The organism is Microvirga zambiensis WSM3693 (assembly GCF_016735695.1).
GTDB classification, from domain to species: Bacteria; Pseudomonadota; Alphaproteobacteria; order Rhizobiales; family Beijerinckiaceae; genus Microvirga; species Microvirga zambiensis.
In genome coordinates, this window is record NZ_JAERQD010000009.1 from 36,988 (window position 1) to 60,975 (window position 23,988).

Here is a 23,988-nt window from a genome sequence, read left to right on the forward strand (position 1 = left end):
TCGGGCAGCATCCTAGATTCCTGCCTCCGCCGGGTCGGCGATCGGCTTGACCCAGAGCGGAGCGAAGGCCTCGTCCTGCCGGAGCGTGAGCTTGCCCTCGCGCACCATTTCCAGGGTGGCGGAAAAGGCCGAGGCCATAACGGTCGAGCGCATCGAGGGCTCGACCATGTATTCCATGAGATAGGTGTCGAGGGTCACCCAGTCGCTCAAGTGCCCGACCAGGCGCTCCAGAGCCTCGCGCGCGTCGATCAGCGACCAGACGTTCCGCTTGTGCAGCGACACCCTGGCGTTGAACTGGATCTGCCGCTGGTGGGCATAGGCTTTGAGGAGGTCGTAGAGGCTCGCCTCGTAAATGGAATTGCGGTTGACGATCACGGGCTCGGGCGCCCCGCGGGCGAAGACGTCGCGGCCGAGCCAGGCGCGCTCGCCCATCTTCTTGGCGGCCTCGCGGATCGCCTCCAGGCGGCGCAGGCGCAGGGCCAGGGCCGAGGCGAGATCCTCGGCGCTCGGCTCCTCGCCCTTCGGCGGCTCGGGAAGCAGGAGGCGCGACTTGAGATAGGCGAGCCAAGCCGCCATCACGAGGTAATCCGCCGCCAGTTCGAGGCGCATGCGGCGGGCCGCCTCGATGAAGGCGATGTATTGCTCGGCGAGCGCCAGGATCGAGATGCGGTGCAGGTCGACCTTCTGGCGGCGGGCCAGTTCGAGCAGGAGGTCGAGCGGCCCCTCGAACCCGTCCACGTCGACGAGCAGAGCGGGCTCGCTTTCGGACCGCTCGGTCATCTCGACGTCTTCGAAAGGTAAGGGCTTTGCCATCGACGTACTCAACTCATCGCATTTCGAGCTTCATAAGCTTTAGGCGATCATCGCAAGCGCGGAATCGAGCCTGGACCTTGCATCCACAGGATCCAGAGGCTCCGGATCATGGGTGATCCGAGCTAACGCTGCGTTAGCGCGGCGAAGCGCGTCCCCTTCGAGAGCCGGAGTGGCCTCTGCGACTCCAGCCATCTCCTCCATCCGGCCATTGCAGTGGAGACCCATGTCGCAGCCGGCGGCGAAGGCGGCCTCGGTCCGGTCGCGGAACGAGCCCGAGAGGGCATGCATGGAGAGATCGTCGGTCATCACCAGCCCGTCATAGCCGATATGGCCTCGGACGATCTCGTCCATGACGATACGCGAAGTCGTGGCGGGGTTCTCCGGATCGAGCGCGGTGTAGACCACGTGGGCCGTCATCGCGAGGGGCATGTCGGTGAGCATGCGGAAGGGGGCGAAATCGTGCCGCTCCAGCTCCTCCCGCGAGGCCTCGACCACGGGCAGCGCCAGATGGCTGTCGGCGCCGGCCCTGCCGTGGCCCGGCATGTGCTTGACCACCGGCAGGACACCGCCGGCCAGCAATCCCTCTGCGGCGGCACGGCCCAAGATTCCCACCTCGCCGGGCGTCTTGCCGTAGGCCCGATCGCCGATCACGTCATGGGCGCCGGGCGACGGGACGTCGAGCACCGGCAGGCAATCGACCGTGATCCCGACCGCACGAAGATCGTGGGCGATCAGCCGCGCTCCGAGGCGTACGATCTCGCGCCGGACGAGCGGATCGTTGGCGTGCAGACGGCCATAGGTTGCTCCGGAGGGGTATTTCGGCCAGTGCGGCGGCCCCATGCGCTGAACCCGGCCGCCCTCCTGATCGATCAGGATCGGGGCATCGGTGCGCCCGACCGTCTCCCTCAAGGAGTCGCAGAGCGCCCTCACCTGCTCCGGGTTGTCCACATTGCGGCGGAACAGGATAAAGCCCCACGGCTTCGCTTCCCGAAAGAAAGCGACCTCGTCCGGGGTGAGTTCGAAGCCGGAGCATCCAGCAATAAAGGCGCGGATTGTCATACCCGCGCCTTACGTCCCCTGCTCGGCAGGGTCAAGGAATCTCACCCGCCACGCTTAAGCGGTTCTGTAATCAGTTCTTGGCGACGAAGCACTGGCCGCCCTGGCCCTGCAGCTTGGAGCAGAGGGAGGAGGCCTCCTCCTTCGGCAGCGGTCCGACACGGACGCGGTAGATCGTGTTGCCGTTCACCTCGGCCTTGCGGATCATTGCCGGCTTGCCCTGCAGATCCGGGAACTTGCGCTGATACGAGGCGAAGGCGGTCTGGGCAGCGGCTTCCGAATTGGCGAGGCCGAGCTGGACGGCGAAGCCACCGGTCGAGGTGGTCTCCGTCGTGGCGGGAGCGGTCGGCTGTACCGAGGCAACCTGAACCGGAGCCGGCGCGCTGGCAGGCGTTGCGGCCGCCGGAGCGGGTTTGGGGGTCGCAGCCGGCGTGGACGGCGCCGCGACCGGCGTGCTCGCCGCAGGGCGGGGCTGGGACGGCGTCGCCTGGGCAGGCGTCGCATGGGCGACTGGCGCGGCTTGCGCCTGCGGCGGCAGGGTCATGGCTCCGGCGGCGGCAGTCGCGACCGGCTGCGCGGCCGGAGGCTCGGCGCCGGCAACGGTGCCGTCAGGGCGAATGGTGACGGTGCGGACCTTGCGCGGCTCGCCGAGGTTCAGGCTCGCGGTCTGGTGCGGCTTCACCGATACGCCGGGCACGGTGCCGCCCGTGGCGTCGGCCACGGCGTTGCCGTTCATGCGCACGGCCTGCTGGACATCGACCGGCTGCTCCTCGCGGTTGACCACCTTGGTGGCCCCGCTTTGGGCGGCACGCTCGTAGATCTGCTTGTTCTGGTTCGGGATTTCGACCCCGCCCGGGTTCTGCGGCTGAACCTTGGTCGGCTCGTTGTTGGCCTTGATCAGCGGCGGCTCGCCACCCGTGATCGCAGCCGAACCGGAGGCGAGGTAGGCCCCGCCGCCGCCCAGCACCACGGCGCCGATGACGGCCGCGATGGCGATTGCGCCCTTGCGGGAGCGAGGCCTCTCGACCGGCGCATAATCCTGATCCTGCTCGTAATCCTGGTCCGGGTACTGCGCGGCCTGATCGGCGTAGTAGTCCTGGGCATAGGCCTCGTTGCCGTAGGCGTCCTGGTGCTGCGGCGCGGGCGCCTGCGCATAGGCCGGCTCATGGTGACGGACATTGGCCTGGGGATAGGCGTCATGGGCATAGGACTGTGCCGGGTGCACCGCCTGCGGAGCGCGGGCCGGAGCTGGCGTCATAGTGTCGCGGACGGCGAAAAGGTCGTCGATGGAAGCGCCCTGCTGGCGCTGACGGGGCGAGCCGTCATTGGCCAGAATCGACTGAAATGGGTCGTCCTGCCCCACGATCCGGGCCAATTCTGCCAGCGGATCGCTCCGTCCGACGGAAGTCTGCTGGGTCTGCGGATTGCCCGCCTGGGCGAGTTGCCGTTCGATCTCGTTAAAGTCGACGGCAAAACGGGGCTTTACTGATTCGCTCATGCGCCGGATCTCCAGTTACGCGACAGGAGCACCCGTTGCTCCGCCGGCACGACGTGACAGGACCCGACGAAGAATCTCCCTAAGCGCTTGAATCGCCTCAGAGAACACTATCGCATTTCGTCGGGGGCCATAACGCCCAGGATTGCGAGACCAGATGCAAGCACGCCCTTCAGGGCATGCACCAGAGCGAGTCTCGCTTTCGTTGAATCTTTATCAGTTAGATTAACAAAGCGTAATTGCGGCAAGTCTTTGCCCTTATTCCATAAGCTATGGAAGGCGCTGGCCAGATCGTAAAGGTAAAACGCGACCCGATGCGGCTCGTGAGCCTCCGCCGCGGCCTCGATGGTGCGAGGAAACTGGGCAATGCGGTGGACGAGGTCCATTTCCGCTTCGTCACTGAGAATCGACAGGTCGGCCTTCGCCAGCTCCGCCGCCGAGAAATCGGCGCCCGGGAACGCCTCCGCCGCCTGCCGGAACACCGAGGCGCAGCGGGCATGGGCATACTGGACGTAGAAGACCGGGTTGTCCTTGGACTGCTCCACCACCTTGGCGAGGTCGAAATCCAGGGTCGCATCGTTCTTGCGGAAGATCATCATGAAGCGGGCTGCATCCCGGCCCACCTCGTCGACCACTTCGCGCAGGGTGACGAAATCGCCCGAACGCTTGGACATCTTCACCGGCTCGCCGCCACGCAACAGCTTCACGAGCTGGCACAGCTTCACGTCGAGATCGGCCTTGCCGTCCGAGACAGCCTTCACGGCCGCCTGCATGCGCTTCACGTAGCCGCCATGGTCTGCGCCCCACACGTCGATCATGGAAGCGAAGCCACGCTCGAACTTCGAGCGGTGATAGGCGATGTCGGAGGCGAAATAGGTGTAGGAGCCGTCCGATTTCAGCAGCGGACGGTCCACCTCGTCGCCGAAGGAGGTCGCGCGGAACAGAAGCTGCTCCCGGTCCTCCCAATCCTCGTCCTTCTGGCCCTTGGGCGGCGGCAGGCGGCCCATATAGACGAGATCGCGACCGCGAAGCTCCGTGATGAGCTCCTTCACCTGATCCGCCGGACCGAGCTGCAGGGAGCGCTCGGAGAAGAACACGTCGTGGTGGATGTTGAGCGCCGCGAGGTCGTCGCGGATCATGTCCATCATGGCGGCGATGGAAGCCTCGCGGACGAGCGGCAGCCACTCGGCCTCCGGCTTGTCGAGCAGGCTCGGGCCGTATTCCTTGGCAAGCCGCTCGCCGACCGGCTTCAGGTAATCGCCCGGATAGAGGCCTTCCGGGATCGTTCCGATATCGTGGCCGAGAGCCTCCCTGTAGCGGAGATAGGCCGAGCGGGCGAGCACGTCGACCTGCGCGCCGGCGTCGTTGATGTAGTACTCGCGGGTGACCTTGTAGCCGGCGAAATCGAGCAGGCCGGCGAGCGCATCGCCGAAGACCGCGCCGCGGCAGTGGCCGACATGCATCGGACCGGTCGGGTTGGCCGAGACGTATTCCACGTTGACGGGAGCGCCCGCCCCCTGCCCGCTCCGGCCGAAGCCGTTCGTATCGACGACGGCCGCGCGCAAAACCTCGTGCAGCACCGATGGCGCAAGCCGGATATTGATGAAGCCGGGCCCGGCGATCTCGACCTTGGTGACGCGCGGATCGTCCTGCAGATCGGCGACCAGAAGCTCGGCCAGGGCGCGCGGATTCATGCGCGCCTCCTTGGCCAGCACCATGGCGGCGTTGGTGGCGAGATCGCCATGGGAGGGATCGCGCGGCGGCTCGACCACGACGCGGCTGACATCCAGCCCCGATGGGATCTTGGCCCCTTCGGCCAACCGGCCGAGCGCATCCGCAACCCGTTTCTCAAACAGCCCGAAAATGTTCATGGTACTTCATCTCAATGGGCGATAAGGCCCCGATCTCAGCCAACCAACGCTCACTTAAGCCCTCATCCTGAGGAGGCCGTCAGGCCGTCTCGAAGGATCAGGGCGCCTCCAGTGCATTCTGGATCCTCCTTCGAGACGCCGCTGCGCGGCTCCTCAGGATGAGGGCTGCGTCGTTTGGCTCGCGAAGGCTCAGCCGCGCCTAACGCAAGTCCGGCGTCGCGTCAAACAGGCGTCGGTGCTCGAGGATCGCATAGCGGTCCGTCATGCCGGCGATGTAGTCGGCCACCCGCCGGGCAAGCCGCGGCTCGTCGTCCTTCGGTAGATCGGTCTGCCATTCCTCCGGCATCGTCTCCGGCTCGGCCTTGAAGCGTCGGAACAGGTCGCGCAGCACGTCGTCGGCCTGGGCCCGCACCCGCATGACGTCGGGGTGGCGATACATGCGGGCATAGAGGAAGCGCTTGATCGAAGCATCGGCCTCATTCATGCCTCTCGAGAAGCAGATCACCGATTCGCCCGCCTGCCGGATGTCCTCGGCCTTCTGCGGCGCCAGCGCCGCGATCCGGCGCTCGCCCTCCGCCACGACGTCCTCGACGAAGCGCGTGATGACGCGTCGGGTCAGCTCGTGGATGCGGCGCGACAGGTCGAGATTCGGATAGCGCGCCTCGATCTCCTCAAGCAGCGCGGCCAGGAACGGCACCTCGCGCAGATCCTCGATCCGGAACAACCCCGCCCTCAAGCCATCGTCGATGTCGTGGGCGTCATAGGCGATGTCGTCGGCGATCGCCGCGGCCTGGGCCTCTCCCCCGGCATGGGTGGCGAGTCCCAGGTCCTGGAGGGCGTTGTATTCGAGAATCGCCAGGGGAACGCCGCGGGCGGCATAGCGCAGGGTCGGATTGCCCTCGGCATCGAGCAGCGGCCCGTTATGCTTGACCAGCCCCTCCAGGGTCTCCCAGGTCAGGTTCAGCCCGTCATATTCCGCGTAGCGGCGCTCGAGGCGGGTCACGACGCGCAGGGCCTGGGCGTTATGGTCGAAGCCGCCGAAACCCGCCATGCACTCGTCGAGGGTGTCCTCGCCGGTATGGCCGAAGGGCGTATGGCCGAGGTCGTGGGAGAGCGCCAAAGCCTCGGCGAGATCCTCGTCGAGCCCGAGGGAGCGGGCCAGCGCCCGGGCGATCTGACTCACCTCGATGGTGTGGGTCAGCCGGGTCCGGAAATGGTCGCCCTCGTGATAGACGAAGACCTGAGTCTTGTGCTTGAGCCGGCGGAAGGCCGAGGAATGGATGATCCGGTCCCGGTCGCGCTGGAACTCGCTGCGGGTCGGGGAAACGGCCTCGGGAAAAAGGCGCCCGCGGCTTCCCCATGGGTCGCAGGCGTAGGAAGCTCGCCATCTCTCGCCAAAGGGCCGCACGATCATCACCGGGTTGAAGCCTTGTCAGAGGGCACTTACCTTGCTCTTGAGATCATATGCAAGAATTGCGTCCTTGAATGGACTGGAAGTGTTCATGACCGGTATCACCCTGACCGACCGCGCCGCCCGCCGCATCAACGAGATCATGGCCGCCGAGCCTGACGGCTCGCACTTGCGAATCAGCGTGAACGGAGGCGGCTGCTCCGGGTTCCAATACGCCTTCGACGTGGACCGGACCCGGCAGGACGACGACCTCGTGATCGAGAGGGACGGGGCCACGGTGGTCGTGGACGAGGTCTCGATCCAGTATATGGACGGCTCCGTCATCGATTTCGTGGACGATCTGATCGGCCAATCGTTCAAGATCGAGAACCCTCACGCCACCGCCTCCTGCGGTTGCGGCACCTCGTTCTCGCTATAAAGCCTTTTCCAGCCCGGCTCGGGGATTCACCATGAGATATCGCTCCCGCGCAGGCATCTGCGCGCTCGCTCTGATCGCCGGTACGGCGGCGCTGCAGTTCGAACCCGCCGTGGTTCGCGACCTTGACTTCGGCCACGACGGCGAACGGCTGACGATCGGAGCCGTCAAGGTCTCGCTCTGGAGCGCGGCCTTCGCGCAATCCGCCGACAGCGTCAGCCTGGACGATGTGCGCCTCACCATCGGGCCGACCACCTATGAAGCGAAGCGCATCGAGTTGACCGGCACGTCCTCGTCGCGCGCCGATATCGAGGCGCTGTTGTCCTCGTCCTCGACGGAGCCGATGGAAAGCCGGCTGAAGCGCATCACCGCGAAGCAGATCACGATCCCCGAAGCCCGGGTGACGCAGGTTTTGGGCAAGGAAAGCCAGACGACCACGTACAAGAACACCGTCTTGAAGGACGTCGCCAACGGCCGGATCGCCTCGGCGCTGTTCGAGACGAGCGCCACGCAGGCGAGCGGCGCCAAAGGTAACGTGCTGATCAGCACCGGGCGCGCGTCCATGGACGATTTCGACCTGCCGGCGCTGGCGAGGCTCTACGAGACGAAGGCGGAGGGCGCCTCGCCCCCGTTCACCAGGATCTACGGCGCCTTCGCGATCGACAACGTCGAGTTCGCGGACAATGAAACCGATACGGTCTTCAAGGTCGCCCGCATCGGCGGCAGGGATTTCCTGGCACGTCCGACGAAGGATTCCTGGACCGGTACGGCCGGCATCCTGACCGAGATGGCCGACCGCAAAGATCTCTCGGCCGAAGAACAGGGCCGCCTCCTCCCGGCCATCGCGGACCTTTTGGAAGCCTTCCAGATCGGCTCCATGGAAGCCTCCGGCATCGAGGCGACATCGAAGAGCAGCGATTCTCCCGGTCAGGTTCGCATCGCCCACATCGCTTATACGGGCGGTGCGGAAGGCAAGCCCGCGGATGTGCGCTGGGAGGGCTTCGAGTTTTCCGACAAGGACAACCGCGCGAAGCTCGATTCGTTAAGCTTCACCGGGTTCTCGTTCCGCCAGACGATCGAGGGTCTGCGCAACCTGCCGGGCAAGTCCCTCGACGACCTCGATCCCACCACTGCCCGCAGCCTCGTCCCGACGCTCGGCACGGTGAAGCTCTCCGGTTTCTCCCTCGACGGGACGAGCGACGATGACGGCAAGAAAGTGAAGGTCCAGGCCGCCTTCAAAGGCCTCGAGCTCACGGCGGAAAAGCCGGTGAATGCGGTTCCGACCAATATCAGGATCGGGCTTCAGAACTTCACGATGGCGCTGCCGTCGAGCAGCACGGACGACGGCATCAAGGAACTGGTTGCCCTCGGTTACAAGAACATCGACGTCTCGCTTCTCGCCGCCGCTACGTGGAACGAGGCCGCGAACGAGATCGCCCTGAGCGAGGTCTCGTTCCAGGGCCAGGACATGGGCAACTTCGCCGTGACCGGAATCATCGGGAATGTCGGCCGCGACCTTTTCGATGCCGACACCGCCATCGCGGCCGTGGCGCTTGCAGGAGCGCGGGCGAAGGCGCTCGATATCACGGTCGAGAACAAGGGATTGTTCGAGCGCTATCTCGACAAGACCGCGAAGGAGCAGAAGACCAAGCCGGAATCGCTGCGCCGCACCTATGCCGCCGGCGCGGCCTTCGTGGTGCCGGCCATGATCGGCAGCTCCGAGCCCGCCCGCAATCTGAGCCAGGCCATCGCCCGCTTCATCGCCAAGCCCGGCAAGCTCACCATCAACGCCACGCCCAAGGACCCGTCAGGTTTCGGCATCGTGGAAGCGGTACTGATGCCGGATCCGAAGGCGATCTTCGATCAGCTGAATGTGAGCGCGAAGGCGGAGTAGTAACCGCTTCGCGCAAGCACGCTTCACTCTGTTTAGATGTCATGGCCGGGCTTGTCCCGGCCATCTCGATACGGAAAAGCGCCGCGCCTCATTCAATCGGGATCACCGGCACGAGGCCGGTGATGACGTGGTGGTGGGACCTCCATCTAGGAGCGCCGCAGAGCGTCAAGACATCAAATCAGCGTCGGCTGATCCGCTTCCGCCGCCTGCGCCTCCACGACCGCGATGGCCGTGAGGTTGACGATGCCGCGCGCCGTCACCGACGGCGTCAGGATATGCGCGGGCTTGGCCGGACCGATGAGGATCGGGCCGACGGGCAGCGAATCCGCGAGAACCTTCGTGAACTGGAACGCGATGTTGGCAGCGTCCAGGTTCGGCATGATCAGCACGTTCGCTTCGCCTTTCAGGCGCGAGCCGGGATAGATGCGGTCGCGGATCATCTGGGACAGCGCCGCATCCGCCTGCATCTCGCCGTCGACCTCGAGTTCGGGAGCACGCTCGTTGATGCAGGCGAGCGCCTTGCGCATCTTCACCGCCGAGCGGGTGTCGGCGGCGCCGAAATCCGCATGCGAGAGCAGCGCGATCTTGGGCTCCATGCCGAAGCGGCGCACATGGCTGGCGCAGGCGATCGTCATGTCGGCGATCTCCTCCGCCGTCGGATCGAACTGCACATGGGTGTCGGCGAGGAAGTACGCGCCCTTCGACGTGATGACGAGCGACAGGGCCGCCATCTCGTGCACGCCGGGCGCCAGCCCGATGATGTCCTTGATGTGCTTGACGCGGGACTGGAAGCGCCCTTCCATGCCGCAGATCAAAGCATCCGCATCCCCTCGCCGCACGGCGAGCGCGCCGATGACGGTGGAGTTGGTGCGTACCAGGGTTTTTGCCGCATCCGGCGTAATGCCCTTGCGGCCCGCCGCCTCCACATAGGTCGCGACATAGTCGCGATAGCGCGGATCGTCCTCCGGATTCACCAGTTCGAAATGCTTACCCATCTCCATGGACAGGCCGAAGCGCTTGATGCGTGCCTCGACGACGCTCGGGCGGCCGATCAGGATCGGCTTGGCGATGCCCTCCTCGACGATGACCTGCACCGCGCGCAAGACGCGCTCGTCCTCGCCCTCGGCATAGATCACGCGCTTCGGATCGGCCTTCGCCTGCGAGAACAGGGGCTTCATGATGAAGCCGGAGCGGAACACGAAGCGGCCGAGGGATTCGGCGTAAGCCTCGAGATCCGCGAGCGGCCGCGTGGCGACGCCGGAATCCATCGCCGCCTTCGCCACCGCCGGCGCGATGCGCAGAATGAGGCGCGGATCGAACGGGCTCGGAATCAGGGACTTCGCGCCGAAAGGATGCGCCTCGCCTCCGTAGGCGCGGGCGACCACCTCGGATGGCGCCTCGCGGGCGAGCCCGGCGATGGCCTTCACGGCCGCCGCCTTCATCTCCTCGTTGATCGTGGTCGCGCCGACATCGAGCGCGCCGCGGAAGATGTAGGGGAAGCACAGGACGTTGTTGACCTGGTTCGGATAATCCGAGCGCCCGGTGCAGATCATCGCGTCGGGACGCGCGGCCTCCGCCTCTTCGGGCATGATCTCGGGGTATGGATTGGCGAGCGCCATGATGAGCGGGCGCGGCGCCATCTGGGCGAGCAGTTCCGGCTTCAGCACGCCGCCGGCCGAGAGGCCGAGAAAAACGTCGGCGTTCGGGATCACGTCGGCGAGCGTGCGGGCGTCGGTGTCCTGCGCATAGACCGATTTCCAGCGGTCCATGAGCTCGTTGCGGCCCTCATGGACCACACCCTTGATGTCCGTGACCCAGATGTTCTCGCGCCTGGCGCCGAGCGACACGAGGAGATTGAGGCAGGCGAGCGCTGCGGCGCCTGCACCCGAGGTGACGATCTTCACGTCCTCGATGCGCTTGCCGGCGAGTTCGAGCGCGTTCGTCACCGCGGCGCCGACGATGATCGCCGTGCCGTGCTGGTCGTCGTGGAAGACCGGGATGCCCATGCGGGCCTTCAACCGCTCCTCGACCTCGAAGCATTCCGGCGCCTTGATGTCCTCGAGATTGATGCCGCCGAAGGTCGGCTCGAGCGCCGCGATCACCTCGACGAGCTTGTCGACGTTGGTCTCGGCCACCTCGATGTCGAACACGTCGATGCCGGAGAATTTCTTGAACAGGACCGCCTTGCCCTCCATCACGGGCTTGGAGGCGAGCGGGCCGATATCGCCGAGACCGAGAACGGCCGTGCCGTTCGAGATCACCGCCACCAGGTTCTGGCGCGAGGTGAGGTTGGCGGCCTCGGCCGGATCGGCGGCGATGGCCTCGCAGGGGGCGGCGACGCCTGGGGAATACGCCAGCGCCAGGTCGCGCTGGTTGCCGAGAGGCTTGGTCGGCTGGATCTCAAGCTTTCCGGGGCGCGGATACTGATGGTAGAACATCGCACCCGATTTCAGATCCTGCGAGATGTTGTCTCCCATCCCCGACGCTCCTTGCAACGACCAAACCAATCCGGAGGCCCTTGTGCGCGTGCTGCCCCCCTTCGTCAATGTTCTTCTCCGGCCTTTCGAGGCCGCACGATGAAGCTTCGGCACCGCCTGAAGAACTGGCGCAACCCGCACAACCAGACCCGCGTCCATCTCGCCCGCATGGCCGGCCGCTACGGCTACGAGATCGGCGAATATACCTACGGCAAGCCGAAGGTGCGTTTTCCCGAGTCGGGCAAAAAGCTCACCATCGGCCGCTACGGCTCCATCGCCGACAAGGTCGAGATCCTGCTCGGCGGCAACCATCGCACCGAATGGGGCACGACCTATCCCTTCTCCGCTTTCCCGGATCTCTGGCCGTCCGCGCCTCGGAGCGAGGACTATCACACCTCCCGCGGCGACGTGACCATCGGCCACGACGTCTGGCTCGGCTCAGGCGCGATCGTCATGTCTGGCGTGACGGTGGGGCATGGCGCCGTCGTGGCAGCCCATGCCGTCGTGACGAAGGACGTGCCGCCCTACGCCATCGTCGGCGGCAACCCCGCCAAGGTCATCCGCTATCGCTTCGACGAGGAGACCGTCGCCGCCCTGCTCGACGCTCAATGGTGGGATCTGCCGCGCGACAAGATCGCGACCCTGATCCCACTGCTGCAGAGCGACCGGATCCGCGAACTGGTCGCGGCGGTCAGGGTGCTGCGGGCTCAACCGTCCTGAGCGTCCGGCGGCCGAGCGCTTTGGCTTTCAAGCCGAGAGCCGGCTTCTCGATCAGGGTCCAGGACAGGGCCGCGACCATAAGCGTGATCGCGAGCGAAGGCGCCAGCAGCAGACCGGCGGCGGCGCTCGGCCAGAGCGCGTGCAGGCTCTGCTGGATCGGCCAGCCGTAGAGGTAAGTGCCGTAGGACAGATCGGCCTTGGGCTCATAGGCGAAGCGGGTCACCGCGGGCGCCAGGGCAAGCCACAGGATGCCATAGGCCGTTCCGGTGAAGAGCAGCGTTTTATAGAGGAAGGTGTCGGCGCTCAGCCAGGTGACGAGGATCAGCGCCAGCACGACCGAACCCGAGAGGCGAGCCCGGTCGCGCCAGACGTAGAGCGCGCCGCCGAAGGCGAAGATCAGCGGCAGGCGAAGCGCCGTTTCCATGCCCTTCGGCGCATCGGGCCGCAGAAGATCCAGCCCGGCAAGACCGAGCGCCAGCCCGACCACGAGGCCGAGCGCGGCGATGCGGGACCGCAGCAGCCCGACAAGGCCGATGAGGAAGACGCCCGCATAGCACATGACCTCGTATTTGAGGGTCCACACCGTGCCCATGGGAAACGAGAAGGGATTATCGGCGAACACACCCGGCAGGGCGATGTTGGTCTTGAAGCTCAGAAGCGTCGACTGGATGAAGCGCCGCAGGCCGGGGCTGACGAAATATTCTTCGGCCGGCAGCGTGGTCATTGCGGCGCCGAGGAGAAGCGACACCGCGAGCACCGCCACGATCAGCCCCGGTGCGATGCGCAGGGTTCGGGCGATGGCATAATCACGCCAGCCGCGCCGATCGAAGCTCATGGTGACGAGGAAACCGGAGATGGCGAAGAAGCCGTTCACCGCATGCTCGCCGAGGGTGAAGCCGGTGGAGGTGGTCAGAGGCTCGTCGGTGATGGTGCCGGTGGTGACGCTGAATGCATGGGACAGGACGACGGCGAGCGCCAGGGCGAGCCTGATCAGGCCGAAATTGTTCTTCTCGTGGCCTAAGGCTGTCGAGACGCTGGGAGCGCCGTTGAGAAATGCCAATATGCTCATGACAGATTTTCGCGCTCCAGCGCCTTCTCGCCCTTCAGGAAAGCGAGTGCCCCCGCCGCCGAGCCGGCATAGCGTTCGACGAGCTTGCGCCGGAAGGTCAGGCTCGCAGCCGCCGCCTTCAACGCATTGATCGCGAACATGCCGGGCGCCGGGTTCGGCAACCCGTATTTGCGGCTCACATAGGCCCGCGACCAGGCCTGATGCCAGCGCGAGGTGAAGATGCGACCGCGCTTCTCGCCGCTCGAGCGCCCACGGCCATGGCGCACGATGGCTTGCGGCACATAGACCAGAGCGGCGCCGGAATCCGCGATGCGGCGGCAGAGATCGTCATCCTCGTAGAACAGGAAGATGCTCTCGTCGAAACCGCCGAGCGCGAGAAACACGTCGCGGCGGATGAGGAAGCAGGCGCCGGAGAAGAACGGCGCGCAGGCTTCGCCCTCGGGGAGCACGAGCTTGCCGTCGGGATTGGTCAGCGAGGTCGCGAGCAGCGAACGCGGCTGATAGAATACGCGCCCGTCGGGCTCGACGATCTGCGGCGCGAGAAGCACCGCATCGGGATAGCGCCGCGCCGCATCGACGAGGCACGCGACCGCGCCGTTCTCGACGACGCAGTCCGGATTGACGACGAGCAGGAACTCGCTCTCTGCCGCCCGCGCGCCGATGTTGTTGGCGCGGCCATAACCCTCGTTGCGGGCATTGCGGATCACCCGCGCCCCCTGCCCTTCGGCCATCGCGGGGGTGGCGTCCGCCGAGGCGTTGTCGACCACGAGCGCGGGGACGCCATCCGCCTGCAATGCGCCGAGACACTCCGGCAGCGCATGGGCGCTGTCGAAGGTCACGACGATGGCGGTGACGTCGTCGCTTCTCATTTCTCCGGCAAATTCGTCCGGATGTGCAGCTCGCGCAGCTGCTTCGGAGTCGCTTCGGAGGGCGCGCCGAGGAGCAGGTCTTCCGCCTTCTGGTTCATCGGGAACAGCGTGATCTCGCGCAGGTTATGCGCGCCGCAGAGCAGCATCACGATGCGGTCCACGCCCGCCGCCATGCCGCCGTGGGGCGGCGCGCCGTACTGGAACGCACGGTACATGCCGCCGAACCGCTCCATGACCTCCTTCTCGCCGTAGCCGGCGATCTCGAAGGCCTTCACCATCCGGTCGGGACGGTGGTTGCGGATCGAGCCCGACGCCATCTCGTAGCCGTTGCAGACCATGTCGTACTGGAAGGCCGTGATCTTGAGGATCTTGTCCTTGTCCGAGAGGTCGAGCGCCATGAACTCGTCGTGGTCGTAATCGGCCATGGAGAACGGGTTGTGCGAGAAGTCGATCTTCTTCTCGTCCTCGTTCCACTCGTATTGTGGGAAGTCGACGATCCAGCAGAATTCGAAGCGGTCCTTGTCGATGAGGCCGAGCTCGTCGCCGATGCGGGTGCGCGCCTTGCCGGCGAGCGAGGCCGCCTTGTCCTCGGCGCCGGCCGAGAAGAACACCGCGTCGCCCGCCTTGATGCCGGCCTTCTCGCGGATCACGGCTTGCGCCGCTTCCGGGATGAACTTGGCGATCGGACCCTTGGCCTGGATCTGCCCGCCCTCTTCCTCGAACACGATGTAGCCGAGGCCGGGCGCGCCTTCCGTGCGGGCCCAGTCGTTGAGCTTGTCGAAGAAGGAGCGCGGCTGCGAGGCGGCACCGGTCGCCGGGATCGCACGCACGACGCCGCCCGACTTGATCACGTTCTTGAACGCGTTGAAGGTCACGTCCTCACGGGTGAACACCTCCGACACGTCGGCGATGATCAGCGGGTTGCGCAGGTCCGGCTTGTCGTTGCCGTATTTCAGCATGGACTCGAAATACGGGATGCGCGGAAAGACCTCGGTCACCGGCTTGCCGTCGGCGAAATCCTTGAAGGTGTCGCGGATCACGGGCTCCATGGTCTGGAACACGTCTTCCTGCGTGACGAAGCTCATCTCCACGTCGAGCTGGTAAAACTCGCCCGGCAGACGGTCGGCGCGCGGGTCCTCGTCGCGGAAGCAGGGAGCCATCTGGAAATACCGGTCGAAGCCGGAGATCATGATCAGCTGCTTGAACTGCTGCGGCGCCTGCGGCAGAGCATAGAACTTGCCGGGATGGATCCGCGAGGGCACCAGGAAGTCGCGCGCGCCCTCCGGGGACGAGGCCGTCAGGATCGGCGTCGTGAACTCGAAGAAGCCGCTCGACTTCATGCGCGAGCGGAGCGCATCGATGATCGCGCCGCGCTTCATGATGTTATTGTGCAGCTTCTCGCGGCGCAGGTCGAGATAGCGGTAGGTGAGACGGGTCTCCTCCGGATACTCCTGGTCGCCGAAGACCGGCATCGGCAGCTCGGCCGCGGGGCCCAGCACCTCGATATCGGTGATGTAGACTTCGATCAGGCCCGTGGGGAGTTCCGCGTTCTCGGTTCCGGCCGGACGCTTGCGCACCTTGCCGTCGACCCGGATCACCCATTCCGAACGGGCCGCCTCGGCCTGCTTGAAGGCCGGGGAATCCGGATCGATCACGCATTGCGTCATGCCGTAATGGTCGCGCAGGTCGATGAACAGCACGCCGCCATGGTCACGGATGCGGTGGCACCAGCCGGAGAGCCGGGCAACCTGGCCGACATCGGATTCGCGGAGCGCGCCGCAGGTGTGGGAGCGGTAACGGTGCATGGAGGCGGACATGGGCAAGCCTGCTGGTTCGATTTGAAGCGCAACATCCATGGGAGGCCAGGGAAGTCAAGGACGAAGGAGGAAATGGGGCCACACGGGGTGCTCCTAGGGGCGGGGCCGCCGTCATTCCGGGCGCCGCAGGCGATCCGGGATCGTTCTTAGAACGAGGTCCTTGATCCTCGACATTGTCATCCCCGCGCGGGCGGGGATCCGGACCCACGCCGTCTCAGGACGAGACGATCCGTGTCGCGCATGGTTCTGCAGCGTCGGCGGCTATGGATCCCGGATCTCCGCTCCGCTTCGTCCGGGATGACAGTACGACACTCCTCCCGGGAGGATGTTTCCCTCCGCTGTCATCACATCCTCCCTCGTCATCCCCGGGCTTGTCCCGGGGACCCACGTCTTCGAGACCGGAATCCTCGCCCTCCCATGTCGTCACCTCCCCGGACTTGTTCCGGGGATCAGTGCCGGTGACCTCAATGCGGTGAGGCGCCGCGCCTCCCAAGACGTGGGTGCCCGGGACGAGCCCGGGCATGACGCGGTGGATATCACGACGGCGGCGGATGGGATGACAGCAGAGGGTCGCATGACCGAGAGGGTGCCGTGAGGGGCCTTGTCATTCCCGGCCTGCGGCCGCCGGGGATGACACCCTCCACGTCATGGCCGCACTGGTTGCGGCCACCCACGTCTTTAAGAACCGCGACGCTGCACAAGACGTGGATACCCGCGACAAGCGCGGGCATGACGGCAGAGGGGGCGGGGAGAGGGGCCGTGCTCGACGTCCAACGCCCCCTCTCCCGGCTCACTGGCGTTCGCCACCCTCCCCCGCAGAGGGGGGAGGGTTCGCGCGGCGCGTCATGGCCATCCCGATCGAACAAGCGCCGCGCTTCACCGTATCGGGATCACCGGCACAGGGCCGGTGATGACGTGGAGATTGGCATGAAGGGTAGCGTCGTCCTGGCACAGTAAGGTGCTAGCTCGCGCCAGGAAACCATTCAGTGTGGCTGTCGCCCGTGCGGCCGTAATAGACGGCGCGGCGGCCGGCGAGCGTGACGAAATAACCGACGCAGCCGGCGGCGGCGATGCGCTCGCAGAATTCCCGGTACTTGATCACCCCGCCCTGGCTGGCGCGGATTGCGGCCTCGACACCCTCGGATGAGAAAGCCTTGGCCGGAGAACTCACGGAGCGACAGGGCACGGTCTCGAACGATCCGTCCGCCTGGTAATAGGTCTTGGTCGCACAGACGAGATCCGCGTGATAGCGCTCGATCCCGATCTCCGAGAGCGCCGTGACCACCTCCGGAAATGTGATCCGCTCCTCATCCGAGGCCTCCGTCATCGCGCGCACGACATCCTTCCCACGGGTCTCCATGAGGTGCTCCTTTCCACGTTGCAGTTTCGCTCGTTGTCCGAAACGGCCGATCCGCTCACGCGACCGGGGCGCTTCGTAATCCCTGCCGCCGGACGATCTCCTTCATGGCTGTCTCGATGGCAGTCCATTCGGCGTGGTCGAGATGCCCGAAAAATTCCTTGTCGTTCTCGTCGGCAAGCGCAGCGAGAACGGGCAGCAGGGTGCGGCCCTCCTCCGTCAGCGCGAGACGCTGCGCGCGCCGGTCCTCGTCGTCGGCCTTCCGAACCGCCAGCCCCTTGGCCGCGAGCCTGTCGACGAGCTTCGAGATCGCCCCCCGGGTCATCCCGAGCCGCTCGGCGAGCTTGTTCGGCGCGACGGCCTTCGCATCGAACAGGTCGCGCATCACGACCCACTCGGCAACGGTGACGTCGTGGACCGCCAGCTTGAGGCTGAAGGCATGCGACACCTGGTTCGAGACGAAGCGCAGCCAATAACCCAGATGAGCCTCCAAAGGGCTCACGGAGGCAGGATCGTTCGGCATCGGCTCCTCATTTGTTGACTAGGAAACTAGATCGATCTAGTTTCCTAGTCAACCGTATTTCTCCGGCCTGTTCGATGCCCTGGCGAACGAGCGCCGGCCCTAAATCCGGCGGTCGCGGCTTGGGCGCATACAAACCCTTAATTTTCAACATATTCCCTGCATTTCCAGGTGACGGGCACCTTGCAGAACAAAGCATGAATATCCATATACTTCCTATGGTTAGCACTCTCGCCACATCCCTGCTGAAACCGGCCCGGAATGCTCCTGTCGAGGAACGGGTCGAGGGCAACTGGCGCGTCTATCCGCTGGAGGGCGCGCTGGAGCTCGACTACATGGATCAGGCCGGCAACCAGAGCCGGCGCTGGCTGATCGCGCGCGAGCTGAAGGTCGGACCGGGCAAGATGCTGCTCGGCGGCATCGATATGGCCGATGACGGCTATCGCGGCTTCAGGGTCGATCGCATCGAGCGGCTGGAGGATGCGGAGACCGGCCTCGTGGTCGACCGCAACATCCTCGACTGGCTCATGAAGCGCGCCGAGCGGCAAGCCCGCGAGCGGCGCAAATATCTCGCCCGCTTCCAACCTGGCGTCTGAAAGACGGTCCGATACGTCCTCGTCCTCTGAGGCCTTCTCAAAGTCCGACTCATCACGTTGCTGATCCCCGAGCCCTCATCCTGAGGGCCGCCAAAGGCGGCGTCTCGAAGGACGATGGCGTCTCCAGTGCTCTCTGGACCCTCCTTCGAGACGGTCGCTGCGCGACCTCCTCAGGATGAGGCGAGAGATCTATGAGCCAGCCTCTCAGGGTGGGATACGGATTGATGAGCGGATCTACGGCTAGCACTGGATTGCCGCGTTCTGCGACACAGAGGCCGGTCGCCTCGTTCCCCTTTTCCTTGTGCCGACCTGCCCTTTCTGCAACATAGCAATGATACAAAGTTGCGTTGAGGGATCGAATTGGCGCTGCAATCCCTGTTCCGGCCGCAGGCCGTGACGGCTGCCTCGGGCGAGCATTCGTCCGTGTCGCTGCCGGTTGCGCCGATGTCCTGGCAGGTTTTGGGCGGCTTCATCCTTTCCTGCGTCGTTGCGGTCGTGATCTTCCTCGGCACGGCGGAATATGCGCGCAAGGAGACGGCCGGCGGGGCGCTCGTCGCGGCCGGTGGCGCCGTGCGCGTCAGCGCCCTGCGCGGCGGCGTGGTCACCGAGCTGAGGGTGCAGGAAGGCGACCGGGTGGTTGCGGGCCAGCCGCTCTTCACGATCGCCTCGCGCCAGGGCCTCGAGGCCGGCGGCACCCTCGACGGCGCGGTCCTCGCCTCCCTCGATACCCAGATCAGGATTCTGAAGGAGCAGATCGCGGCCGATCCTGAGCGCGTCGCCAACGAGATCCGGCGTCTCGACGCGACGATCGCCTCTGTGACGACGGAGCGGGAGGCGCTTGGAACCCAGCGCCGTCTCATGGCCGAACGCGTCCAGGTGACGGAAGACAGGCGCCGCACCGTCGCCCGCTTGACGCAGCAGGGCCATTCCACCCGCACCGCCCTGCAGGAGCAGGACGAGGCCCTGCTCGCCCGGCGGCAGGCTCTGGCCGAGATCGACCGGGACCTGGCGGCGGCGGACAAGGAGCTCGGACAGACACAGCTTCAGCGCGAGCAGCTTCCCGTGCAGCAGGCCGAGCGCCTGGCGCAGCTGCGCCTCAATCTGGCTGACCGGGAACGCCAGAAGGCGGAGGCTCAGGGACAGCGGGCGCAGGTGCTCGCCGCACCCATCGCAGGACGTGTGACGGCCCTGCAGGTTGCGCCCGGGCAGATCGTCGATGCCAACAAGCCGCTCCTCACCCTCCTCCCCGATGGCGCGAACCTCATCGCGGAGCTCTTCGTACCGAGCCGCGCCATCGGCTTCGTCGCGCCGGGCCAGCAGGTGCGGCTCATGGTCGACGCCTTTCCCTATCAGCGCTTCGGGACGCTCAGCGGCTCGGTCGAGACCGTGTCGCAGGCGGTGCTCTCGCCCACCGACGTGATCGGCAGGACGGCGCTGACCGAGCCGGCCTATCGCGTCACCGTGCGTCTCGACAGGCAGGCCATCGACGCCTTCGGGCGCGAGGTGCCGCTCCAGCCCGACATGACGCTCAAGGCCGATATCGTGCTCGAAGGCCGCTCCCTCGTCGCGTGGCTGTTCGAGCCGCTGATCAGCGTCCGGGGGCGGATGTGAGGATCGCCGCCTCCCTCGATTATTTCGGCGCCCCGCGCCTGCCAGCGATCATCCAGTCGGAGGCAGCGGAATGCGGCCTCGCCTGTCTTGCCATGGTCGCGACCTACCATGGGCGCGAGGTCGATCTCATGGCGCTTCGCCGCCTGTTCTCGATCTCGCTCAAGGGCGTCACCCTGAAGGACGTGCTCGTCATGGGCCGCCGCCTCGGCATGACGGGCCGGGGCCTGCGGCTCGAGCCCGAGCAGCTGGGGCGGATCAAGCTGCCCTGCATCCTGCACTGGGACATGAACCATTTCGTGGTGCTCAAAGAGGTCGCCGCCCGCAAGGTGACGATCCACGATCCGGCGCTCGGCGTGCGCACGCTCACCCTCGACGAGGTCGGGACGCATTTCACCGGCATCGCGCTCGAGCTGACGCCGACGGAAGGGTTCGAGCGCAGGAAGGAGACATCCCGTCTCAGCCTCACCGCCCTGTGGGGCAGGATGCGGGGCGTGAAGCGGGCGCTCGCGCAGGCGCTGGTGCTCTCCGCCGTGCTGCAGCTCGCGGTGCTCGCAGCACCCTTCTACATGCAGCTTGCCGTCGACGAGGCGGTGATGAAGGGCGACCAGGGCCTTCTGACCGCGCTCGCGCTGGGCTTCGGCCTGCTCATGCTGATCCATGTCGGTGCCGAGTGGCTGCGCTCGCACGTGCTGCTGTTCTTGGGCAGCGCGCTCAATTTCCAGATCGGCGCGAACCTGTTCCACCATCTCGTACGCCTGCCGCTCGCCTGGTTCGAGAAGCGGCATATCGGCGATCTCGTCTCGCGCTTCCGCTCGGCGGAGCCGATCCAGCGGCTGATCTCGGAAGGGCTCGTCGCCGCCTTCGTGGACGGCGCCATGGCGACGCTGACGCTCGTCATGATCCTGATCTACAGTCCCAAGCTATCGGGCATCGTGTTCGCGGCGCTCGCGCTCTATGCGCTCCTGCGCTTTACCCTCTATCGCTCCTTGCGCCAGCGGCAGGAGGAGATGATAGAGGCGGCCGCCAAGGAGCAGACCACCTTCATCGAGACGGCACGGGCCATCCAGAGCATCAAGATCTTCGGCCGCGAATCCGATCGCGAGGCCGTGTGGCAGAACCGCTATGCGGAATCGATCAGCCGCTCGATCCGTCAGGGCCGCTTCACCATCGGCTTCAAGACCGCGAACGATGTGATCTACGGGCTCGAGAACGCGCTCGTGGTCTGGCTCGGCGCCAAGGCGATCATGGCGAACGACATGACCATCGGCATGCTCTACGCCTTCATGGCCTACAAGGAGCAGTTCCTTTCCAAGGCCACCAACCTGATCGAGACCGGCATCCAGTACCGCATGCTCGATCTCCATCTCGACCGCCTGTCCGACATCGCGCTCACGGAGCGGGAGGAGGATTCTCACGCGGAAAGCCTCGTGGCGCGGCCGGTCGTGGGAGCGCTCGAATTACGGAATGTCAGCTTCCGCTATGCCGACACTGAGCCGGAGGTTCTGTCGGGCGTCGCGATGAAGGTCGCAGCCGGCGAGTTCGTCGCCATCACCGGCCCCTCGGGCGGGGGCAAGACCACGCTGCTCAAGGTCATGCTCGGCTTGTTTCAGCCTCTGGAGGGCGTGGTCCATATCGACGGCACGCCCCTCGTGCATTTCGGCCGTCAGGCCTTCCGCTCGCAGATCGGCGTGGTGATGCAGGACGACCAGCTGCTCTCCGGCTCCATCGCCGAGAACATCTGCTTTTTCGATGCGAGCCTCGATCTCGAATGGATGCGCGAATGCGCCAGGATCGCCGGGATCGACGACGAGATCATGGCCATGCCGATGAACTACAACACCCTGATCGGCGACATGGGAACCGCCCTCTCGGGCGGCCAGCGCCAGCGGGTGCTGCTCGCCCGTGCGCTCTACCGCCGCCCGCGCATCCTATTCATGGACGAGGGCACATCGCATCTCGATCTCGACAAGGAGCGCGAGGTCAACCGGGCCCTGGCGGAGCTGAAGATCACGCGCATCGTCATCGCCCACCGCCCGGAGACGATCCGGGCTGCGGACCGCATCGTGGTTTTGAACGGAGGCCGGGTGTCGGTGCCGATCGGTTCCGACGCTTTCGCCTTGGCGGATGGGTCAGGTTCGCGTCTGGCGACCGGACCGGACCGGACTTGAGACGGCGCTTCACCTCTCCCCGGATCACGGGTTTTGCCGAGATCCGTTTTAGCTGCCGCAGGCGCCACCTCTCCCCGGATCTCGGATGTTTCCGAGATCCGTTTTGGCAAGCCCAAGTCGGGAACACCCGACTTGGGGCGGGGAGAGGTCGAGCGAAAGCGAGGGTGAGGGGGCACCGCCCTTTCCGGATAGACCTGTAACCCCTCACCCGCGCCTCCGGCGCGACCTCTCCCTCAAGGAGAGGTGTACCCGCGCCATATCTTCATCAGTAGGCGGTCAAGATACTGAATGATAAGCCAGCCTCTCAGGATATCCGACCCGCCGGGCAGCGGGTCGAAAAAGGCGCGGCTGGTGCAAGCCGCGCCCGTCCTATTCCGGTTGGACCGGGTCGGACTTAGTAGAGAATGACGCGACGTCCACCGCCGACCTCTGCGAGTTCCTTCTCGCTGAGCTCGATCGGAGCGTCGTCCTTCATCGCTTCATTGGTCTTCATAAAGACCTCCCCCACTCACTGGATGCCGTGAGGCATCCCCTGGCAAAGGGCCAGTGCAACATAATAACAATATTTTAACCCTGAGAGTCAATTGGTTTTACCTTAGCCCAGAACATTTTCCGCTTCGTCCATGCCTGGACTCGCGGCGCCCGACGGGATCGGTTATGAACGATCCATGGACCTGATTGCCTCCTCCGACGCTCTGGCCGCCGCCTGCCGCAGCCTCAGCCAGCACCCTTTCGTGACCGTCGACACGGAATTCCTGCGCGAAACAACCTATTACCCGAAACTCTGTCTCATTCAGATGGCGGGATCGGACCCGGGCGAAGCCTATCTCATCGATCCCCTGGCCGATGGGCTGGATCTTGAGCCCTTCATGGCGCTCATGGCGGATCCGAACGTGGTGAAGGTCTTCCACTCCGCCCGGCAGGATCTGGAAATCGTCTGGAATCTCGGCGGCATCGTGCCCGCGCCGCTCTTCGACACCCAGGTCGCCGCCATGGTCTGCGGCTATGGCGACTCGGTGTCCTACGAGCAGCTCGTCAACGACCTCGCCAAGGCGAAGATCGACAAGTCCTCCCGCTTCACCGACTGGTCGCGCCGCCCTCTCACCGATGCGCAGCTCACCTACGCGCTGTCCGACGTGACCCATCTGGTGAAGGTCTATCAGGCGCTGCTCGCCGAACTGGAGCGTAACGGCCGTCTCGAATGGCTCACCGAGGAGATGGCGGTCCTCACTTCGCCCGAGACCTATCAGGCCGATCCGGACAATGCCTGGCGCCGCCTGGCCGGGCGCCTGCGCAAGCCGCGCGAGATCGCGGTCCTCATGGAGATCGCCGCCTGGCGCGAGCGCGAAGCGCAGAGCCGGGACGTGCCGCGCGGGCGCATCCTCAAGGACGACGCGGTGATCGACATCGCCACGTCCGGTCCGCGCAGCGTCGAGGCGCTCGGCCGCCTGCGCACCATTCCCAACGGCTTCGAGCGCTCCCGCACCGGGGCCGAGATCCTGGACGCAGTGGAGCGGGCGCTGTCCCGCGATCCCGCCACGATCCCGGTTCCCGAGCGCAGCCGCGGCCGCGCCAATACCGGCTCCGTCGTCGATCTGCTGAAGGTGCTGCTCAAGGCGGTCGCCGAACAGGAGGGCGTCGCGCCCAAGATCATCGCCACGGTCGAGGAGCTCGAGGCCATCGCCGACAGCGACGGCGCCGACGTCCCCTCCCTCCACGGCTGGCGCCGCAAGCTGTTCGGCGAAAAGGCCCTGGCGCTCAAGAACGGCCAACTCGGGCTGGTGCTGGAGCGCGGGCGGGTGAAGCTCAGGACGATTACCGAGGCCTGA

The 23,988-nt window shown here is 65.7% G+C and carries 18 protein-coding genes; 7 read left to right on the forward strand and 11 right to left on the reverse strand.

Features of this window, described 5'->3' with window-relative positions:
• Nucleotides 1–12 precede the first annotated feature (12 nt).
• The 5 genes from JKL46_RS09395 to JKL46_RS09415 form a co-directional block, all read right to left on the reverse strand.
• The gene (locus JKL46_RS09395; protein WP_201832209.1) at nt 13–813 is read right to left on the reverse strand and encodes a segregation and condensation protein A; all 801 of its coding nucleotides are present in this window, start codon (nt 811–813) and stop codon (nt 13–15) included.
• Between the two features lie 39 nt (nt 814–852).
• The gene (gene nagZ / locus JKL46_RS09400; protein WP_201832210.1) at nt 853–1,872 is read right to left on the reverse strand and encodes a beta-N-acetylhexosaminidase; all 1,020 of its coding nucleotides are present in this window, start codon (nt 1,870–1,872) and stop codon (nt 853–855) included.
• Nucleotides 1,873–1,942: 70 nt separating this feature from the next.
• Nucleotides 1,943–3,367: an SPOR domain-containing protein gene (locus tag JKL46_RS09405; RefSeq protein ID WP_201832211.1), complete on the reverse strand. Its 1,425-nt coding sequence runs from the start codon at nt 3,365–3,367 to the stop codon at nt 1,943–1,945.
• A 107-nt stretch (nt 3,368–3,474) separates the two neighbouring features.
• Nucleotides 3,475–5,235 (reverse strand): arginine--tRNA ligase, encoded by a 1,761-nt coding sequence (gene argS / locus JKL46_RS09410; protein WP_201832213.1) that lies wholly within the window; start codon nt 5,233–5,235, stop codon nt 3,475–3,477.
• Between the two features lie 199 nt (nt 5,236–5,434).
• The gene (locus JKL46_RS09415; protein ID WP_201832432.1) at nt 5,435–6,649 is read right to left on the reverse strand and encodes a deoxyguanosinetriphosphate triphosphohydrolase; all 1,215 of its coding nucleotides are present in this window, start codon (nt 6,647–6,649) and stop codon (nt 5,435–5,437) included.
• An 88-nt stretch (nt 6,650–6,737) separates the two neighbouring features.
• Here JKL46_RS09415 and erpA point away from each other — a divergent pair, with 88 nt between their 5' ends.
• Both erpA and JKL46_RS09425 read left to right on the forward strand, forming a co-directional pair.
• Nucleotides 6,738–7,064 carry an iron-sulfur cluster insertion protein ErpA gene (gene erpA / locus JKL46_RS09420; RefSeq protein WP_201832215.1) on the forward strand — a complete coding sequence of 109 codons (327 nt, stop codon included), beginning with the start codon at nt 6,738–6,740 and terminating at the stop codon, nt 7,062–7,064.
• A 31-nt stretch (nt 7,065–7,095) separates the two neighbouring features.
• A complete protein-coding gene (locus tag JKL46_RS09425) occupies nt 7,096–8,955 on the forward strand; it encodes a hypothetical protein (protein ID WP_201832217.1) in 1,860 nt (619 codons plus the stop codon).
• A 173-nt stretch (nt 8,956–9,128) separates the two neighbouring features.
• Here JKL46_RS09425 and JKL46_RS09430 read toward each other — a convergent pair whose 3' ends face one another.
• Complete coding sequence (locus tag JKL46_RS09430) at nt 9,129–11,432, reverse strand: NADP-dependent malic enzyme (RefSeq protein ID WP_201832220.1); 2,304 nt, start codon at nt 11,430–11,432, stop codon at nt 9,129–9,131.
• A gap of 99 nt (nt 11,433–11,531) precedes the next feature.
• On the opposite strand from JKL46_RS09430, the gene JKL46_RS09435 reads away from it, so the two are divergent.
• Nucleotides 11,532–12,152 carry a CatB-related O-acetyltransferase gene (locus JKL46_RS09435; protein WP_201832223.1) on the forward strand — a complete coding sequence of 207 codons (621 nt, stop codon included), beginning with the start codon at nt 11,532–11,534 and terminating at the stop codon, nt 12,150–12,152.
• On the opposite strand, the gene JKL46_RS09440 is transcribed toward JKL46_RS09435, so the two are convergent.
• From JKL46_RS09440 to JKL46_RS09460, 5 genes are all read right to left on the reverse strand, one after another.
• On the reverse strand, nt 12,124–13,221 hold the full coding sequence (locus tag JKL46_RS09440) for an acyltransferase family protein (protein ID WP_201832226.1): 1,098 nt from the start codon (nt 13,219–13,221) through the stop codon (nt 12,124–12,126). The genes JKL46_RS09435 and JKL46_RS09440 overlap by 29 nt on opposite strands.
• Entirely contained in the window at nt 13,218–14,090 is an 873-nt protein-coding gene (locus tag JKL46_RS09445; protein WP_201832228.1) for a glycosyltransferase family 2 protein, read from the reverse strand. Before JKL46_RS09445 ends, JKL46_RS09440 begins: the two co-directional genes overlap by 4 nt.
• Nucleotides 14,087–15,895: an aspartate--tRNA ligase gene (aspS, locus tag JKL46_RS09450; RefSeq protein ID WP_201832433.1), complete on the reverse strand. Its 1,809-nt coding sequence runs from the start codon at nt 15,893–15,895 to the stop codon at nt 14,087–14,089. The genes JKL46_RS09445 and aspS overlap by 4 nt, the downstream gene beginning before the upstream one ends.
• A gap of 973 nt (nt 15,896–16,868) precedes the next feature.
• Complete coding sequence (locus tag JKL46_RS09455) at nt 16,869–17,267, reverse strand: DUF1398 family protein (protein WP_201832231.1); 399 nt, start codon at nt 17,265–17,267, stop codon at nt 16,869–16,871.
• A gap of 55 nt (nt 17,268–17,322) precedes the next feature.
• Nucleotides 17,323–17,787 carry a MarR family winged helix-turn-helix transcriptional regulator gene (locus JKL46_RS09460; protein ID WP_201832235.1) on the reverse strand — a complete coding sequence of 155 codons (465 nt, stop codon included), beginning with the start codon at nt 17,785–17,787 and terminating at the stop codon, nt 17,323–17,325.
• A gap of 215 nt (nt 17,788–18,002) precedes the next feature.
• Between JKL46_RS09460 and JKL46_RS09465 the strand changes: the two genes are divergently transcribed.
• The 4 genes from JKL46_RS09465 to rnd all read left to right on the forward strand — a co-directional run bounded on the left by JKL46_RS09465 (nt 18,003) and on the right by rnd (nt 23,988).
• Entirely contained in the window at nt 18,003–18,380 is a 378-nt protein-coding gene (locus tag JKL46_RS09465) for a hypothetical protein (RefSeq protein WP_246529222.1), read from the forward strand.
• Nucleotides 18,381–18,740: 360 nt separating this feature from the next.
• Nucleotides 18,741–19,991, forward strand: a complete 1,251-nt coding sequence (locus JKL46_RS09470; RefSeq protein WP_201832237.1) for an HlyD family secretion protein — start codon at nt 18,741–18,743, stop codon at nt 19,989–19,991.
• Complete coding sequence (locus JKL46_RS09475; RefSeq protein WP_201832238.1) at nt 19,988–22,159, forward strand: ABC transporter transmembrane domain-containing protein; 2,172 nt, start codon at nt 19,988–19,990, stop codon at nt 22,157–22,159. The genes JKL46_RS09470 and JKL46_RS09475 overlap by 4 nt, the downstream gene beginning before the upstream one ends.
• 668 nt (nt 22,160–22,827) lie before the next feature.
• Nucleotides 22,828–23,988 (forward strand): ribonuclease D, encoded by a 1,161-nt coding sequence (gene rnd / locus JKL46_RS09480; protein WP_201832240.1) that lies wholly within the window; start codon nt 22,828–22,830, stop codon nt 23,986–23,988.

Excerpts from the sequence above, each read along its gene's own strand:
- JKL46_RS09460 (WP_201832235.1), bottom strand. The coding sequence starts at position 17,787 with ATGCCGAACGATCCTGCCTCCGTGAGCCCTTTGGAGGCTCATCTGGGT.
- JKL46_RS09415 (WP_201832432.1), bottom strand. The coding sequence starts at position 6,649 with ATGATCGTGCGGCCCTTTGGCGAGAGATGGCGAGCTTCCTACGCCTGC.
- JKL46_RS09435 (WP_201832223.1), top strand. The coding sequence starts at position 11,532 with ATGAAGCTTCGGCACCGCCTGAAGAACTGGCGCAACCCGCACAACCAG.
- JKL46_RS09440 (WP_201832226.1), bottom strand. The coding sequence starts at position 13,221 with ATGAGCATATTGGCATTTCTCAACGGCGCTCCCAGCGTCTCGACAGCC.
- JKL46_RS09425 (WP_201832217.1), top strand. The coding sequence starts at position 7,096 with ATGAGATATCGCTCCCGCGCAGGCATCTGCGCGCTCGCTCTGATCGCC.
- JKL46_RS09395 (WP_201832209.1), bottom strand. The coding sequence starts at position 813 with ATGGCAAAGCCCTTACCTTTCGAAGACGTCGAGATGACCGAGCGGTCC.
- erpA (WP_201832215.1), top strand. The coding sequence starts at position 6,738 with ATGACCGGTATCACCCTGACCGACCGCGCCGCCCGCCGCATCAACGAG.
- JKL46_RS09430 (WP_201832220.1), bottom strand. The coding sequence starts at position 11,432 with ATGGGAGACAACATCTCGCAGGATCTGAAATCGGGTGCGATGTTCTAC.
- JKL46_RS09405 (WP_201832211.1), bottom strand. The coding sequence starts at position 3,367 with ATGAGCGAATCAGTAAAGCCCCGTTTTGCCGTCGACTTTAACGAGATC.
- rnd (WP_201832240.1), top strand. The coding sequence starts at position 22,828 with ATGGACCTGATTGCCTCCTCCGACGCTCTGGCCGCCGCCTGCCGCAGC.
- nagZ (WP_201832210.1), bottom strand. The coding sequence starts at position 1,872 with ATGACAATCCGCGCCTTTATTGCTGGATGCTCCGGCTTCGAACTCACC.
- JKL46_RS09445 (WP_201832228.1), bottom strand. The coding sequence starts at position 14,090 with ATGAGAAGCGACGACGTCACCGCCATCGTCGTGACCTTCGACAGCGCC.
- aspS (WP_201832433.1), bottom strand. The coding sequence starts at position 15,895 with ATGCACCGTTACCGCTCCCACACCTGCGGCGCGCTCCGCGAATCCGAT.
- JKL46_RS09455 (WP_201832231.1), bottom strand. The coding sequence starts at position 17,267 with ATGGAGACCCGTGGGAAGGATGTCGTGCGCGCGATGACGGAGGCCTCG.
- argS (WP_201832213.1), bottom strand. The coding sequence starts at position 5,235 with ATGAACATTTTCGGGCTGTTTGAGAAACGGGTTGCGGATGCGCTCGGC.
- JKL46_RS09465 (WP_246529222.1), top strand. The coding sequence starts at position 18,003 with ATGGTTAGCACTCTCGCCACATCCCTGCTGAAACCGGCCCGGAATGCT.